Origin of the sequence: Poseidonibacter parvus (assembly GCF_001956695.1) — a bacterium.
Lineage (GTDB): Bacteria > Campylobacterota > Campylobacteria > Campylobacterales > Arcobacteraceae > Poseidonibacter > Poseidonibacter parvus.
On record NZ_CP019070.1, the window covers coordinates 1255047 to 1269254 of the forward strand.

Sequence of the window (14208 nt, forward strand, 5' to 3'; positions counted from 1 at the left end):
TTAACTAAAAACTTTATAAAAAATATGTATAATTAAAAGAAAGAGTTTAAATATATGAGTACAAATAAAATCATTTTTGCACTATTGGTGTTGTATATATTAGCAGATGTTGTTAAAACATATTTTTTTTAAAAGAAAAAAGAATTAATCTTCTTTCTTTTCTAAATCACATTTCTTAGAGATAATGCAAGCAGGGCAAAAGTTAGCTAATCCTGCAATTAAAGGAAGTACCCCTAAATAAAACCATGCATTGCCTGTAAAAAATCCTACTGCAATTAGCACAAGTCCTAAAACAATTCTAAATGGTCTACATACCATTCTCATCTTTTCGAAAAAATTCATAAGTTTTCCTTATTATTAATAGTTTAATTTTTATAATTATAGCTTATGAAACTTATAAAAATTTAAAAGTTTATTTAATAGACATGAATCAAGTGTTATTTTTTCAAAAGATGATACAATAAAAATATAATTTATAAATCAAAAGTTTTAATATGAAAAAACACTTCCTCGAACAATCAATTATCTTTTTCTCAGTTAGTAAATGGCTTATTATCTCAACAATCATAGGTATAGTAATAGGTGCAATAGTTACTTTTTTTGTGACAGTCTTACAGTATTCAGAAGACTCAAGAGATTTACTAGGCTTTAAATACTACTATTTATTGCCCTTTGCTTTAATGCTTACCATATGGCTTACAAAAACTTTTGCTCCAAATGCAAAAGGTCATGGAACAGAAAAAGTAATAGAAGCAATTCATAAAAAACATGGAAAAATAGATATTTTAATAATACCTGTGAAATTAATAGCCACTGTTCTTACAATTTTTGCAGGAGGTTCAGCAGGGAAAGAAGGACCAGCTGCACAAATAGGTGCTGGTGCTGCTTCTTTAATAGCCGATATTTTTAGATTTTCAAAAGAGCATAGAAAAAAAATTGTAATTTGTGGGATAAGCGCAGGTTTTGCAGCAGTTTTTGGAACACCAATTTCAGGTGCTATTTTTGGTGTTGAAGTATTAATTGTTGGAATTATTATGTATGATGTACTACTTCCTTCTTTTATAGCGGGCTTTGCAGCTTTTTCTACGGCACAATTTCTTGGTTTAAACTATACATATTTTGATATGAGATTTTCACAAGCTATTCCACTTGAACTTACACTTATTAGTCAAGTTGTACTTGCTGGTTTATTTTTTGGAATTATTGCAGATTTCTTTATTACTTTTTTAAAAACTACAGGAAAGTCTATTCAATCATTTAAAATGAATGCTTACTTAAAAGCTTTTCTAGGCGGAACATTTTTAATTGTATTATCTTTTTTCTTTGGTGAACAGTATTTTGGTTTAGGATTAGAAACTGTAAATAGTACATTCTTTTCAGATCAGAGTGTAGTAGAAGAGATACCTTGGTATGCATTTGTTTTAAAAACTATATTTACATCAATTACTCTTGGAGTTGGTGGAAGTGGAGGAGTTTTAACACCTTTATTTTTTGTAGGTGCAACTAGTGGGAATTTATTTGGTTCTTTAATGGGTGATCATATTGCATTCTTTTCAGCTATTGGTTTTGTAAGTTTACTAGCAGGTGCTACAAATGCGCCAATAGCTGCTATTATTATGGCAGTTGAACTTTTTGGACTTGAAATTGCTCCTTATGCCGCAATTTCTGTTGTAATTACTTTTTTAATTACAGGACATAGAAGTGTTTTTCCATCTCAAATATTAAAAATGAAAAAAAGTGAAATGCTTGATATTTCAATGGGTGAAGATATGGATCATTCTTCTGCAAATGTACGAGCTGAAGATAAACAAAAGTTCAAAGATTTAAAACAAAGATTAAGAAGTAAAAGTAAAAATACAAATAAAAGGTTACCAAAATGATTAAAGAAGAACAAAATACAGCAAAAATTTTATGGACAACAGACAATAAAGATACAGCAATAAACATGATATGTTTATATGCACATAATGCAAAACTAAAAGGTTGGATACAAAATGTTCAAATACTTGTTTGGGGTGCTTCTCAAACACTAATAAGTCAAGATAAAGAATTACAAGACAAAATCCAAGAAATGATTAAAGATGGTGTTGAAGTAATAGCTTGTAAAAAGTGTGCAGAAGATTTAGGTGTTAGTGATACTTTACAAGCTTGTGATATGCAAGTATATTACACAGGTGAGTTATTAAGCTCATGGGTAAAAGAAGGTAATAGTATTATCTCTGTATAAAATAGAACAAATAGTTCTATTTTATTTTGATATATATAAAAGATGAAAAAACAATAATAAGTAATGATATACCAATAGCTAAAAAGAAATGCTGTACACCTAAAAAATCAACAGGCCAATGAAATATAATAGGTGAACTAAACTGTCCTAAAAAAATTGCACTTGTGAAATATCCAGAAGTTTTGACTCTTTTTTTTGCACTTGTACGACTTAACATCCAAGCAGTTATATTTGTCATCATCAAACCACCACCAAAGCCAAGTAATGGACTTGTTAAAAAGAAATAGTAAGTATGATTTACAAAACCAACACCTGCAAATCCAATACCAATAATTGCTAAACCTATAATGTAAATTATAGAGAATGAAAACTTTTGTTTTAACTTTGAAAAAGTAATAGCTCCCAAAGCATTACATAAAAAAGCAATTGCAATAATAGTTCCAGCAAAACTTCCACTAGCTTTAAATGTTTCAATTAATAAAAATGGAATTTGAGTAGGTAGTATAAAGAAAATCAACATATAAAAAAAAGCAAGAAAATATATATAAAACATATTAGAATTAATTTCAATATCTTCATCTTTCTCATCTTTTACTATAACTTCTTTAAGTTGTGTAATAGCAAGAGGAACAAGTAAAAAACCAATTAAGTATATACCAAAAGAGTAACGCCAAGAAATATCAGATAAAACTCCACCGCCTATTACAAATACAACTCCACCTAAAGCCATAAAAGCACTTTGATACCCCATAAACTTGTGTCTATCTTGTTCTTTAAAATAATCCCCAATAAGAGAAGTTGATACAATCATTAACGTTGCTACACATACACCAAATAAGGCCCTTGAAAATAAAAGCATTTCGATATCTTGTAAATATAATCCTGCACTTCCTGTTATAGAAAAAGCACTAAGTGCGATAATAACAGCACGCTTCTTTCCATACTTAAAAATTAAATGTCCAAGAAAAGGTGCTAATATAGCAATAACAAGAGAAGGAATTGTTAACATAAGCCTTGAGTAAAATTCAATATTTGCTATATCTGTAAAGTACTCTTTTAGATGAGGTAAGGCTGTTACTATTGCAACATTTGACATTGATGTTGTCATTGCAATTAGTAATAAAGTAAGCATTGTAAGTTTTTTGATATTTTTCATTTTTGGATTATAGGGTAAATTTTATTATTTACCCAATATTAAAAGGTCAGTTATAAAAAGATTAGTCAAAAATCTTTTTATAAACATGACAATAAGGACTTTTTCCAGTTCTTATATAATAGTTTTGATGATATCCTTCTGCTGCATAAAAAGGAGTGTCTTTTGTACTTTTAAGTGTAGTTGCCACATCTATACCTTTTGATTTTAAAATATCAATTAGTTTTTCTGTTATTTTCTTTTCTTCTTCATTATTATAAAATACTACAGACAAATACTGACTTCCAATATCTGGACCTTGTCCATTTTTTTGTGTTGAGTCATGTATTTCAAAAAATAGCTTTGCTAAACTTTCATAAGAAATTTCACTAGGGTCATATATAACTTCAACAGTTTCAACATGTCCTGTATCACCTTTTATTACACCATAATAATCAGGGTTTTCTTTATGACCACCCATATATCCACTAATTACATCTTTTACACCTGCTTGTTTTTCAAATAAGTGTTCAACTCCCCAAAAACAACCACCTGCAAAATGTGCAGTCTTCATTTTTGTATAGTCAATGTTTTTATTTTGTGGAACTACAACTTCTTTACTAAAATTTGTAGAGATAAACGCTAATAGACCAAGAGCTATAATTACTGCATATTTATTAATCTTCATTTTTTATCCTTTTTGTATTTTATATTTTAGTGAAGTTTTGTTTAGTGCTTATTTATCAAAAAAGTTCTTTCTAATTATCTTTCCATATATTGCTTCAAATAAAATAGCAAAAGCTATAAAAGCAAAAAATATCATAATTGCATTTTTATCACTACTGTATGTATGAACTAGTAAAGTAATAAGTGCAAGAAAACTTACTATACAAGATAGAAGAACTATTATTCTATTTGCATTTAAGAGCTTATATAGTTTTAAAGCTGCAATATTAACTATAAAGAAAATAAGTAAAAAACTAGCACTTCCTATTATTGCTATTTGAGTTAGTTCAATACTGTTTGCAATAATCAAAGAAAAAAACGCAGTTACTAAAATACTAGTACTAGGAATACTTTTTTTCTCTTTATTAAGTTTTGAAGGAAGCTCGCCTTCTTTTGCTAGTATAAATCCTAGTCTTCCATTGCCATATATAGTTGCATTAATAGCAGAAAAGGTTGCTAATAGTGCAGCAATAGAAACAATAGTAAAACCAATTTGTCCTAAAGCCGGTTTTGCTGCAATTGCCAAAGCATAATCTTTAGCTTCTAATAATGCACTTTCTTCAACAGTTCCTACTGTAATTAATGCAATTAGTATATATAGAAAGATAACTATAATAACGCAAGCATAAAAAGCTCTTGGTAAATTTTGCTTAGGATTTTTAATATCTTCTGCTGCATTAGCAATTAACTCAAAACCTTCATAAGCTACAAAGATAATCATACCAGCAACTAAGATAGAAAAGCTATCGCTCCATTGTGAAGGTGATAATCTTTGTGTATCTACATAAGAAAAACTTGATAGAATAATTACTACTAAAAGTACTACTTTAATTACAACTATAATAGTCTCAGACCGACTTACAAAAGAAGCACTAATTAAGTTAATAAGTAAAGGGAGTATAATAGCAAGAGAAATAAACAAATGCTTACTTAATAAAGTAGACTCTTTGAAAAACAAAACTTCAGCATAAGAAGAAAAAGCAACTGCATATAAAGAAATTGTAACAAGATAAGATAACCATAGTATAAAGTTTACAGCTCCTGATAAAAAGTTATGACCAAAAGCATTATCTATGAAACTAACTGTCCCACCTTTACTTTGAAATTTTACAGATAGTTTTGCATAAGAGTATGAAGTAAGTAGGGCAACGATTCCTGCAAATAAAAAAGCAATTAAAGTTGCTCCTTTTGCTAAAGATACAGCTTCACCTAAAACAGCAAAGATTCCACCTCCTACCATTCCTCCTATACCAATTGAAATTGCACCTATTAATCCAATTGTTCTTTTGTTATCATTTTCGTTATTCAAGTACTTACCTTAGTATTTTTAAAATATTATAGTATAAATATTTAGTATTTAAAATAAAATACTTTTAATATGTAATTAATATAAGCAATGATAAAATACTAAAAGTACTAAAAAATAAATACTGATAAAAGTATTAAAAAAAGGCATAAAATGAAATCACCATTTCCTTATGAGATAATAGCAGATAGTAAAACATTCTATGGAAGAGTAGAAGAGATAGAAAAAATAAACGATTTTATTAAAACTTCAAACAATATATTAATACACTCAAAAAGAAGAATGGGTAAATCAACTTTAATACAAGAAGTACTAAGACGTAATAGTAATGAGTATACTTGCATATATTGTGACATCTTTGATATTACTTCAAAAGAAGATTTTATAAAGTTACTATTAAAGGGCATATCAAACATAGAAGAGAGTGATTTCAAAGTAATGTATAAAAAATTTAGTGAGATGTTTAAACGTGTAAGAGTAGAACCATCATTTGATCCTAATACTTCAAAATTCTCATTAAGACCAATAGTAGCAACACTTTCTTTTGATGAGATGATAGAAGACTTCTTTTTAGCACTAGAGGAAATATCAAAAGATAAGCAAGTAGTATTTGCAATAGATGAGTTTCAACAAATATCACTAATAACAGATATAAAGCTAGATGCGCTATTAAGAAAGTATATACAAACACTGCAAAATGTATCATGGATATTCTTAGGTTCAAAAAGACATTTATTAACTTCACTGTTTGAATACAAAGCACCACTATATGAAATGGCAACGCATTTAGAATTACAACCTTTAGCTTTAGAAGAAGTATATACATATACAAAGAAACATATAAATATATCAAAAGAGTTAATGTCTTATATATATGAAGTATCTGATAGTGAAACAAAACTCTTACAAAACATATGTCATATCTTATGGTTAGAAAAGAAAAATGAGGAAATTAGTAAAGAGTATATCGATGAGGTTGTAAAACAAATTGTAAATTCTAAAGATTCAAGTTATAGATTAATATATGATATGTTAAACAATAATCAAAAGATTGCACTAAAAATATTATCAAAATATAAAAAGAAAATATATACACAAGATGTACTTAATGAATTTAATATAAAGAAGCAAACTTTACAATCAGCAATAAAGGCACTATTTGAAAAAGAGATATGTGATAAAAATGATGATGTAATATATATTCCAGATAGAACATTTGAATTGTGGTTACAAAAAACATTTACTAGAATCTAAAAAAATTGCAGAAGAAGTGTCTAAATAATAATCACTATTATGCATAAAATTTGTAACTTTTGTATATATTATATAAATAAATAAGCTGTTTTTACAGATTTTTTACATAGAATATAACAAATTGTTAAAATACAAAAGGAGATTCAATGAAGAAAATGTTAAGTATTGCACTTGCATCTGCATTAACTTGTGGTGTTGTAATGGCAAAAGAGATTAAAGTAGGGGCAGTTATGCCAATGTCTGGACCAATAGCTGCTTATGGTCAAGTAACTCACTTAGGTTTAGAACTTGCAAATAAATTACAACCAACTTTAGCAAATGGTGATACTGTTAAATTAGTATTATTAGATAACAAAGGTGATAAAGTTGAAACTGCAACTGCTACAACTAGACTTATCTCTTCTGATAAAGTTGTTGCTATTTTAGGTGCTTTAACTTCTACAAATACTGCGCAAACAATTGCTATTGCTGATAAGAAAAAAATTCCAGTAATCGCTTCTGTTGCTACAAATGATAAATTAACTGCTAAGAGAACTTTTGCAAATAGAGTTTGTTTTACAGATAGTTTCCAAGGTGAAGTTGTTGCAAACTTTGCTATTGAATCAGGTTATAAAACTGCTGTTGTTGTAATTGATCAAGCACAAGTTTATTCTTTAGGTCTTTCAAAAGCATTCCAAAAAGCTTTTAAAGCTAAAGGTGGAAAAATTGTTAAAAAAATCAAAGTTACTTCAGGTGATAAAGACTTTAAAGCTGTAGTTTCTCAAATTAAGAAAATTAATCCAGACTTTATGTTTATGCCTTTATATCACCCAGAAGCTTCTATGATTGCTAGACAATCTAAGCAATTAGGTTTAGATAAACCAATGTTCTCAGGTGACGGTGTTGCAAATCAAACATTTATTGATTTAGGTGGAAAATCTGTTGAAGGATATATGTTTACAGACTTCTTTGATTACAAAAACCCTCCATCAAAAACTTCAGCTGATTTCGTAGCTTTCCACGAAAAAGAAACAGGAAATGCTGAAATGAATTCATTTACTGCTTTAGGTGCTGATACTTATAATGTATTAATTGCAGCAATGAATAAATGTGAAGACCCAACAAACTCTGTTTGTATTAATAATGAAATTAAAAAAACAGTTGATTTTGATGGTGTTTCAGGAAAAATTTCTATTAATAGTGAAGGAAATGCAACAAGATCTGCAGTTATTAAAGAAATTAAAGATGGTAAAGCTGGATTTAAAGCGACAGTTAACCCATAATAAAAATATAAATATAGAAAAAATCTAGCAAGAAATTGCTAGATTTTTTTTTGTAATAGTAAAAGTAATAATGTTGTTTTTACTATTAGAAAAGAAGTTTGTAAAAAAATCAGGAGATTTAATGGATTTATTAACATTAATGCAACAACTAGTAAACGGATTCTCTTTAGGATCTATGTACGCTTTAATTGCAATTGGTTATACAATGGTATACGGAGTGCTTAGGCTTATTAACTTTGCACATGGTGATATTATGATGGTTGGTGCCTTTTTAGGTTATACATTTATGGCAGTATTTGAATTGTCTTTCCCTGTTACAATGTTATTATCAATTGTAATAGCTGCACTTTTAGGGGTGCTTATGGACAAGATTGCATATAAGCCTTTAAGAGAAGCTCCAAAAATTTCATTACTTATTACTGCAATTGGTATTTCATTTTTTCTAGAAAATACATTTACAGTTTTTGCTGGTGGAACTCCAAGAGCTTTTCCAGTTCCTGAGTATATGGAAAAAATATTTGATGTTTCAGGTGTAGTATTTTCAGTAGCATCTATTACTGTTCCAATTGTTACATTAGGATTATTACTAGGTATTTTGTATATATTATATAAAACAAAATATGGAATGGCAATTAGAGCTTTATCATTTGATATTAAAACTGTAAATTTAATGGGTATTGATGCAAATAGAATTATTGCAATTGTATTTGGATTGGGTTCTGCTCTTGCTGCTGTTGGTGGTTTATTTTGGGCAGTTAATTACCCTAGTGTTGAACCAATGATGGGAGTTTTAGTAGGACTTAAAGCCTTTGCAGCAGCTGTTGTTGGGGGTATTGGTTCAGTTACAGGGGCTGTTATAGGTGGATTTATTATTGGGTTTACTGAAGTTGTATTTATTGCTTTTTGGCCAGAACTTGGTGGTTATAAAGATGCCTTTGCATTTATTTTATTAATATTTGTATTACTTTTTAAACCAACTGGAATAATGGGTGAAGACCTTGAAAAGAGTAGGTTCTAATATGATTGAAGATAAAATATTTACTAAACAAAGATTAATTAATCTAGCAATTATAGTAACTGCTATTTGGTTTACGTGGTTTGCACAGGTTACTTTTGATGAATATACAGTAAGAATTATAAATAATGTTGCAATTTTTATTATTCTTGCAGTTTCGTATAACCTTATTAATGGTGTTACTGGTCAGTTTTCTCTTGAACCAAATGGATTTGTTGCTATTGGTGCATATGTTACTTCTATTTTGATTGTTGATGCTGATACGATGCTTTATCAATATGATATTGAAGACCCATCAGCTTGGGTTTTAGCTATGCAAGCAGATTTTGCATGGGCATTATTATTTGCAGGTATTATCTCAGCGTTGGTTGCTTTATCTTTATCTTTTCCTGTATTTAGAGTAAGAGGAGATTATCTTGCAATTGTAACATTAGGATTTGGTTTTATTATTAAAATTTTAGCTATTAATAATCCTCAAATCACAAATGGTTCTTTAGGTATAAATGATATTCCTGAATATTCAAACCTTTATTGGACAGGCGGTATTGCTATATTTACTGTTCTTGCTATTTTAAATATTATCTATTCAAAATATGGACGGGCTATGAAAGCTGTTAGGGACGATGAAGATGCCGCAACTGCAATGGGTGTTAATACTTTTAAGATTAAAACTTTAGCGTTTTCTACTTCAGCTTTTTTTGAAGGTGTTGGAGGTGGTTTATTAGCTGCATTATTAACATCTATATCACCAGATTTATTTACATTCTTCTTAACATTCCAATTACTAATTATTATTGTATTAGGTGGATTAGGAAGTACAACAGGTGCAATATTAGGAACTATTTTTGTAATGGCAGGTTTAGAATATATGAGATTCTTAGATGAACCTATGAGTTTTATGGGAATAGAAACAGAAGGAACACCTGGAATGAGAATGGTTGTATTCTCACTTATTTTAATTCTTGTAATGCTTTTTGCAAGAGAAGGATTAACAGGTAAAAAAGAATTAAAAGACTTCTTCAAAAAGAAAAAGGCTGACAAATGATATTAGAAGTATGTAATGTTACTAAAAAGTTTGGTGGAGTAACTGCCATTAAGGACACATCTTTTAGTGTAAAAGCAAAAGAAATATATGGTCTTATTGGTCCAAATGGTGCTGGTAAAACTACAATGTTTAATATTATTACTGGAAATTATGAACCTACAGAAGGTGATATTAAATTTCATGGACAAAAAATAAATGGAATAAAACCATATAAAATTGTTCATCGTGGAATTGCAAGAACTTTCCAAAATATTAGACTTTTTACATCAATGACAGTATTAGATAATATTTTAATTGGATTTGATTATCAAGCATCATATACTTATCTAGAAACTATTTTTAGATTGCCTAGATTTTTCAAAGAAGAAAGACGTGTTAAACAAAGAGCTTTTGAAATCATGGAAGTACTTGGCATAGCAGAGTATGCAGATGAATTAGCAACTTCACTTTCTTATGGACAACAAAGAAAAGTAGAGATTGCTCGTGCACTTGCTGCAAATCCTCAACTTTTACTTTTAGATGAACCAGCAGCTGGTATGAATCCACAAGAAACACATGAGCTTGCAGAATTATTCTTTAAAATAAGAGATGAATTTGATATTACTATTTTATTAATTGAACATGATATGAAGTTTGTAAATAAACTATGTGATAGAGTTATGGTTTTAGATTATGGAAAAACGATTTTTGAAGGTGATATTAAAGATGCTATTAAAGATGAAGAAGTAATAAAAGCCTACCTAGGAGATTTTAAACATGCTTAAAGTTAAAAATTTAGAAGTATTTTACGGACTTATCAAAGGTGTTAAAGATGTAAACTTTGAAGTTAAAGAAGGTCAAATTGTTTCATTAATTGGATCTAATGGTGCTGGTAAAACTTCGACTTTACAATCAATTGTAAATGATGTTAAGAAAAATGGTGAAATCACATTTAGAAATGAAGATATTTCTAAAATGAAAACTCATACAATTATTCAAAATGATATAGCGCTTGTTCCTGAGGGAAGAAGATGTTTTCAAAACTTAACAATTGAAGAAAACCTCAGAATGGGTGCTTTTAACAATGATGACAAATATGAAGAGCTTCAAGAAGAGATGTTTAAACTTTTTCCAAGACTTGTTGCTAAGAAAGGTCAATTAGCAGGAACAATGAGTGGAGGGGAGCAACAAATGCTTGCAATTGCAAGAGCTTTAATGTCAAGCCCAAAACTTTTAATGCTTGATGAACCATCTTTAGGATTAGCTCCTAAAATTATTGGTGAACTTTTTGAAACAATCGTACGACTAAAAGAAGAGGGTATAACTATTTTATTAGTTGAACAAAATGCTTTTGCTGCTTTAGAAGTATCTGATTATGCTTATGTACTTGAAAATGGTGTAGTTGCACTTGAAGGACCAGGATCTGAGCTTATTGATTCTGATGAAATTAGAGCTAAATACTTAGGTGCTTAATACTCTAATATAGATAATAGATAGTATTTTTATACTATCTATCTACTTTTTTTGATTTAATTTATAATTGATTAACGTTTAACCATTATAATAGATTATATAAATATAAAATAGGATTTTAATATATGTTATTAATGCAATTAGAAGCAAGAGAAAAGTTTTCATTGGATTTAATACTATCTATACTTCTTAATAACTTTTAATATATTTATTACTTTTTTAATTATATAATGATTTATATATCTATAAAGAAAATTAATGAAAAAATATAATCAAATTCTTCTTATACTTATTTTCCTAAACTCTTTTTTATATGCTAATAATCAAATATCTATTAGTAATTCTTCTATTTTTATTGATAAAGAAAATTTAAATATCGAAGCTATTAAAACTAAAACCTTTGAGCCTTTAAATAATATTCACAAGAACTTTGGGTTTAATAAAAACCTTACTGTTTGGTTAAAAATACAAATAAAAAATAATACAAATAAAAAGATACAAAAAATACTAGATCTTGACAATCCTTTATTAGAGGAAATTGTTTTATACTCAAATAAAGATATTAGAAGAAGTGGTATGTTATATATAGATGAAAAAAGAAAGACAATCAATCCTTCTTTTACTTTAAATATTTCTGCAAATTCAACGCAATCTTATTATGTTAAAATCAAAAATAACACAACAGCCTTACAGTTTTCTATTAAGCTTGAAGATGAAGAAGTATTTTTAAAAAAAGATTTTGCTAAACAATTCTCTATTATATTATTAATAGGAGTTATTAGTTCTTTTCTTATTTATGCAATGGTTTTATTCTTTTATGCAAAGGATATAAGCTATTTATATTATTCCTTTTATATTATTGTCTTACTCTTTCAGCAACTCACTTATATTGGTTTACTACCCTTATACATGCCCTTATGGTTTACTAGAATTGATAATTTGATAGTTGTTCCTAAAGTTGGTGCTGTAATAATTATGGGGATAGTTTTTGCAAGAAGTTTTTTAAAAACAAAGAATTATGAGAACATAGATAAAATATATAAATATCTTATATATATAGTACTTTTGCAAATAGTATTTATTTCAAGTCCTTATTTTTATTATCCAGAAATTACCGTTTTAACTGGTTTAGTATTTATATTTTTTAATTATTATGCTGCAATCTATGTTTATAAAAGAGGGAATAAGCAAGCTAGATTCTTTATAGTAGGTTGGAGTTTTCTTATAATTGGATTTTTTCTTACAATTATTGATGCCTTAGGAATTTATTCTATTATGTATAATATTCCAATTTTAGTTTTAGTTTTTACAGCAATTGAAGCTTTATTTTTATTACTTGCATTTGTTGATAAGTTAAATATTTTACAAAAACAAAAAGATTCAATTGATAATAAATTAGTAGAAGAGCTACATGAACGAAATGCAATTATCAAAGAAGAAGTTGAAAATAGAACTTTAATGTTAAAGAATCTATACAGAGAACTTCATCATAGAGTTAAAAATAATTTACAAGTTATGCTTTCAATTATCAGATTGCAAAGTAATAAAATTGATAATATTGAAACAAAAGAACAGTTTTTAAAGCTTGAAAATAGAATCAAATCTATATCTAAAACACATGAGATTCTAAGTTTAAATGATGATATTGAAAAAATTGATATGTATGAATATATTTATAGTTTAAGTGAAGATATTGAAACTTCATATTCTAAAGAGATAGATTTTGATATAAGAACTGTTGTTTTCATATCCTTGAAAGATGCTGTATATATAGGTATTATAATAAATGAATTACTTACTAATAGTATGAAATATTCTGAATGTACGAAAATCTCAATTTACTTAACTCAAAAGAAAAATGAATTATTTTTGCATATATCAGATAATGGAAAAGGTTTTAAAAGCTCAGATATAAATGAAAAGTCTTTAGGTTTAGAACTTGTTAATAGTTTAGTTGTAGGACAACTAAATGGTACTATATCAAAAGATATAGATAATAAATGTGAATACAATATAAAGTTGAAAATATGAAAATACCTGTAATGATAATAGAAGATGAAATGATTGTTGCTATGGAAATAGCTGATTATTTGGAAAACCTTGGATATGAAGTTGTAAATATTTCAAATAACTCATTAGATGGATATAACAATGCCTTAAAATACCAACCACATATTATAATGATGGATATAAGAATCAAAGGTGATAAAGATGGTATTGATACAGCTTCAATGATACAAAAAAAGATAAATACAAGTATTATTTATTTAACTGCATATTGTGATGAAACTACAGTTGAGAGAGCTATTAAAACTAACCCAAGTGCCTATTTAACAAAGCCTTTTAATAAACAAGAATTATTTGTTTCTCTTAAAATGGCAGTATCTTCGTATGATAATAATATTAAAAGAGAAGATCATAAAGTCGGAGATATACTATTTGATAATGAGTTTAGTTATGACTCTAAAAATAATCAACTTATTTATAATAATGAATACCTACATCTTACAAAAAGAGAAATTCAACTTCTAAATCTTTTAGTTATTTCTAAAAACTGCATTATTTCAATTTATGAAATGGAGAATAAAATATGGCCAGATAAATTTCCCAATGAAAATACTAGAAGAGCCTTAGTTAGTAGACTTAGAGCTAAAATGAAGTATAAATTCATTGAAACTATCCCTTCTATTGGTTATAGAATAAATATCTAAATCTTTTGTTTATAACTCTAATCATAATTATTTTATAATTTAATATTTTTTTTATTATTTTTGCAATGCTTTTGCAAT

At 27.7% G+C, this 14208-nt stretch carries 14 protein-coding genes; 10 read left to right on the forward strand and 4 right to left on the reverse strand.

What is annotated here, in order from left to right:
* Nucleotides 1-144 precede the first annotated feature (144 nt).
* On the reverse strand, nucleotides 145-342 hold the full coding sequence (locus tag LPB137_RS06255) for a YgaP family membrane protein (protein WP_076085872.1): 198 nt from the start codon (nucleotides 340-342) through the stop codon (nucleotides 145-147).
* Between the two features lie 152 nt (nucleotides 343-494).
* Between LPB137_RS06255 and LPB137_RS06260 the strand changes: the two genes are divergently transcribed.
* Both LPB137_RS06260 and LPB137_RS06265 read left to right on the forward strand, forming a co-directional pair.
* The gene (locus tag LPB137_RS06260) at nucleotides 495-1880 is read left to right on the forward strand and encodes a chloride channel protein (protein WP_076085875.1); all 1386 of its coding nucleotides are present in this window, start codon (nucleotides 495-497) and stop codon (nucleotides 1878-1880) included.
* Complete coding sequence (locus LPB137_RS06265; RefSeq protein WP_076085878.1) at nucleotides 1877-2227, forward strand: DsrE family protein; 351 nt, start codon at nucleotides 1877-1879, stop codon at nucleotides 2225-2227. The genes LPB137_RS06260 and LPB137_RS06265 overlap by 4 nt, the downstream gene beginning before the upstream one ends.
* Nucleotides 2228-2243: 16 nt before the next feature.
* On the opposite strand, the gene LPB137_RS06270 is transcribed toward LPB137_RS06265, so the two are convergent.
* From LPB137_RS06270 to LPB137_RS06280, 3 genes are all read right to left on the reverse strand, one after another.
* Nucleotides 2244-3383, reverse strand: a complete 1140-nt coding sequence (locus LPB137_RS06270; protein ID WP_076085880.1) for an MFS transporter — start codon at nucleotides 3381-3383, stop codon at nucleotides 2244-2246.
* A gap of 61 nt (nucleotides 3384-3444) precedes the next feature.
* Nucleotides 3445-4047: a peptide-methionine (S)-S-oxide reductase MsrA gene (gene msrA, locus LPB137_RS06275; protein ID WP_156981728.1), complete on the reverse strand. Its 603-nt coding sequence runs from the start codon at nucleotides 4045-4047 to the stop codon at nucleotides 3445-3447.
* Nucleotides 4048-4095: 48 nt separating this feature from the next.
* Entirely contained in the window at nucleotides 4096-5394 is a 1299-nt protein-coding gene (locus tag LPB137_RS06280) for an APC family permease (protein WP_076085883.1), read from the reverse strand.
* A gap of 150 nt (nucleotides 5395-5544) precedes the next feature.
* Between LPB137_RS06280 and LPB137_RS06285 the strand changes: the two genes are divergently transcribed.
* The 8 genes from LPB137_RS06285 to LPB137_RS06320 all read left to right on the forward strand — a co-directional run bounded on the left by LPB137_RS06285 (nucleotide 5545) and on the right by LPB137_RS06320 (nucleotide 14130).
* Nucleotides 5545-6645, forward strand: coding sequence for an AAA family ATPase (locus LPB137_RS06285; protein WP_076085886.1), 1101 nt, complete (start codon nucleotides 5545-5547; stop codon nucleotides 6643-6645).
* 146 nt (nucleotides 6646-6791) lie between these two features.
* Nucleotides 6792-7907 (forward strand): ABC transporter substrate-binding protein, encoded by a 1116-nt coding sequence (locus tag LPB137_RS06290; RefSeq protein ID WP_076085889.1) that lies wholly within the window; start codon nucleotides 6792-6794, stop codon nucleotides 7905-7907.
* A 121-nt stretch (nucleotides 7908-8028) separates the two neighbouring features.
* Entirely contained in the window at nucleotides 8029-8925 is an 897-nt protein-coding gene (locus tag LPB137_RS06295) for a branched-chain amino acid ABC transporter permease (RefSeq protein ID WP_076089249.1), read from the forward strand.
* Nucleotide 8926: 1 nt separating this feature from the next.
* A complete protein-coding gene (locus LPB137_RS06300) occupies nucleotides 8927-9967 on the forward strand; it encodes a branched-chain amino acid ABC transporter permease (RefSeq protein ID WP_076085892.1) in 1041 nt (346 codons plus the stop codon).
* Nucleotides 9964-10731, forward strand: a complete 768-nt coding sequence (locus LPB137_RS06305) for an ABC transporter ATP-binding protein (RefSeq protein WP_076085895.1) — start codon at nucleotides 9964-9966, stop codon at nucleotides 10729-10731. Before LPB137_RS06300 ends, LPB137_RS06305 begins: the two co-directional genes overlap by 4 nt.
* The gene (locus tag LPB137_RS06310; RefSeq protein ID WP_076085898.1) at nucleotides 10724-11419 is read left to right on the forward strand and encodes an ABC transporter ATP-binding protein; all 696 of its coding nucleotides are present in this window, start codon (nucleotides 10724-10726) and stop codon (nucleotides 11417-11419) included. The genes LPB137_RS06305 and LPB137_RS06310 overlap by 8 nt, the downstream gene beginning before the upstream one ends.
* Nucleotides 11420-11677: 258 nt before the next feature.
* Entirely contained in the window at nucleotides 11678-13450 is a 1773-nt protein-coding gene (locus LPB137_RS06315; RefSeq protein ID WP_076085901.1) for a 7TM diverse intracellular signaling domain-containing protein, read from the forward strand.
* Nucleotides 13447-14130, forward strand: a complete 684-nt coding sequence (locus LPB137_RS06320; protein WP_076085904.1) for a response regulator — start codon at nucleotides 13447-13449, stop codon at nucleotides 14128-14130. The genes LPB137_RS06315 and LPB137_RS06320 overlap by 4 nt, the downstream gene beginning before the upstream one ends.
* The last annotated feature ends 78 nt before the right edge of the window (nucleotides 14131-14208 follow it).

Excerpts from the sequence above, each read along its gene's own strand:
- LPB137_RS06255 (WP_076085872.1), bottom strand. The coding sequence starts at position 342 with ATGAATTTTTTCGAAAAGATGAGAATGGTATGTAGACCATTTAGAATT.
- LPB137_RS06260 (WP_076085875.1), top strand. The coding sequence starts at position 495 with ATGAAAAAACACTTCCTCGAACAATCAATTATCTTTTTCTCAGTTAGT.
- LPB137_RS06265 (WP_076085878.1), top strand. The coding sequence starts at position 1,877 with ATGATTAAAGAAGAACAAAATACAGCAAAAATTTTATGGACAACAGAC.
- LPB137_RS06270 (WP_076085880.1), bottom strand. The coding sequence starts at position 3,383 with ATGAAAAATATCAAAAAACTTACAATGCTTACTTTATTACTAATTGCA.
- msrA (WP_156981728.1), bottom strand. The coding sequence starts at position 4,047 with ATGAAGATTAATAAATATGCAGTAATTATAGCTCTTGGTCTATTAGCG.
- LPB137_RS06285 (WP_076085886.1), top strand. The coding sequence starts at position 5,545 with ATGAAATCACCATTTCCTTATGAGATAATAGCAGATAGTAAAACATTC.
- LPB137_RS06290 (WP_076085889.1), top strand. The coding sequence starts at position 6,792 with ATGAAGAAAATGTTAAGTATTGCACTTGCATCTGCATTAACTTGTGGT.
- LPB137_RS06295 (WP_076089249.1), top strand. The coding sequence starts at position 8,029 with ATGGATTTATTAACATTAATGCAACAACTAGTAAACGGATTCTCTTTA.
- LPB137_RS06300 (WP_076085892.1), top strand. The coding sequence starts at position 8,927 with ATGATTGAAGATAAAATATTTACTAAACAAAGATTAATTAATCTAGCA.
- LPB137_RS06305 (WP_076085895.1), top strand. The coding sequence starts at position 9,964 with ATGATATTAGAAGTATGTAATGTTACTAAAAAGTTTGGTGGAGTAACT.
- LPB137_RS06310 (WP_076085898.1), top strand. The coding sequence starts at position 10,724 with ATGCTTAAAGTTAAAAATTTAGAAGTATTTTACGGACTTATCAAAGGT.
- LPB137_RS06315 (WP_076085901.1), top strand. The coding sequence starts at position 11,678 with ATGAAAAAATATAATCAAATTCTTCTTATACTTATTTTCCTAAACTCT.
- LPB137_RS06320 (WP_076085904.1), top strand. The coding sequence starts at position 13,447 with ATGAAAATACCTGTAATGATAATAGAAGATGAAATGATTGTTGCTATG.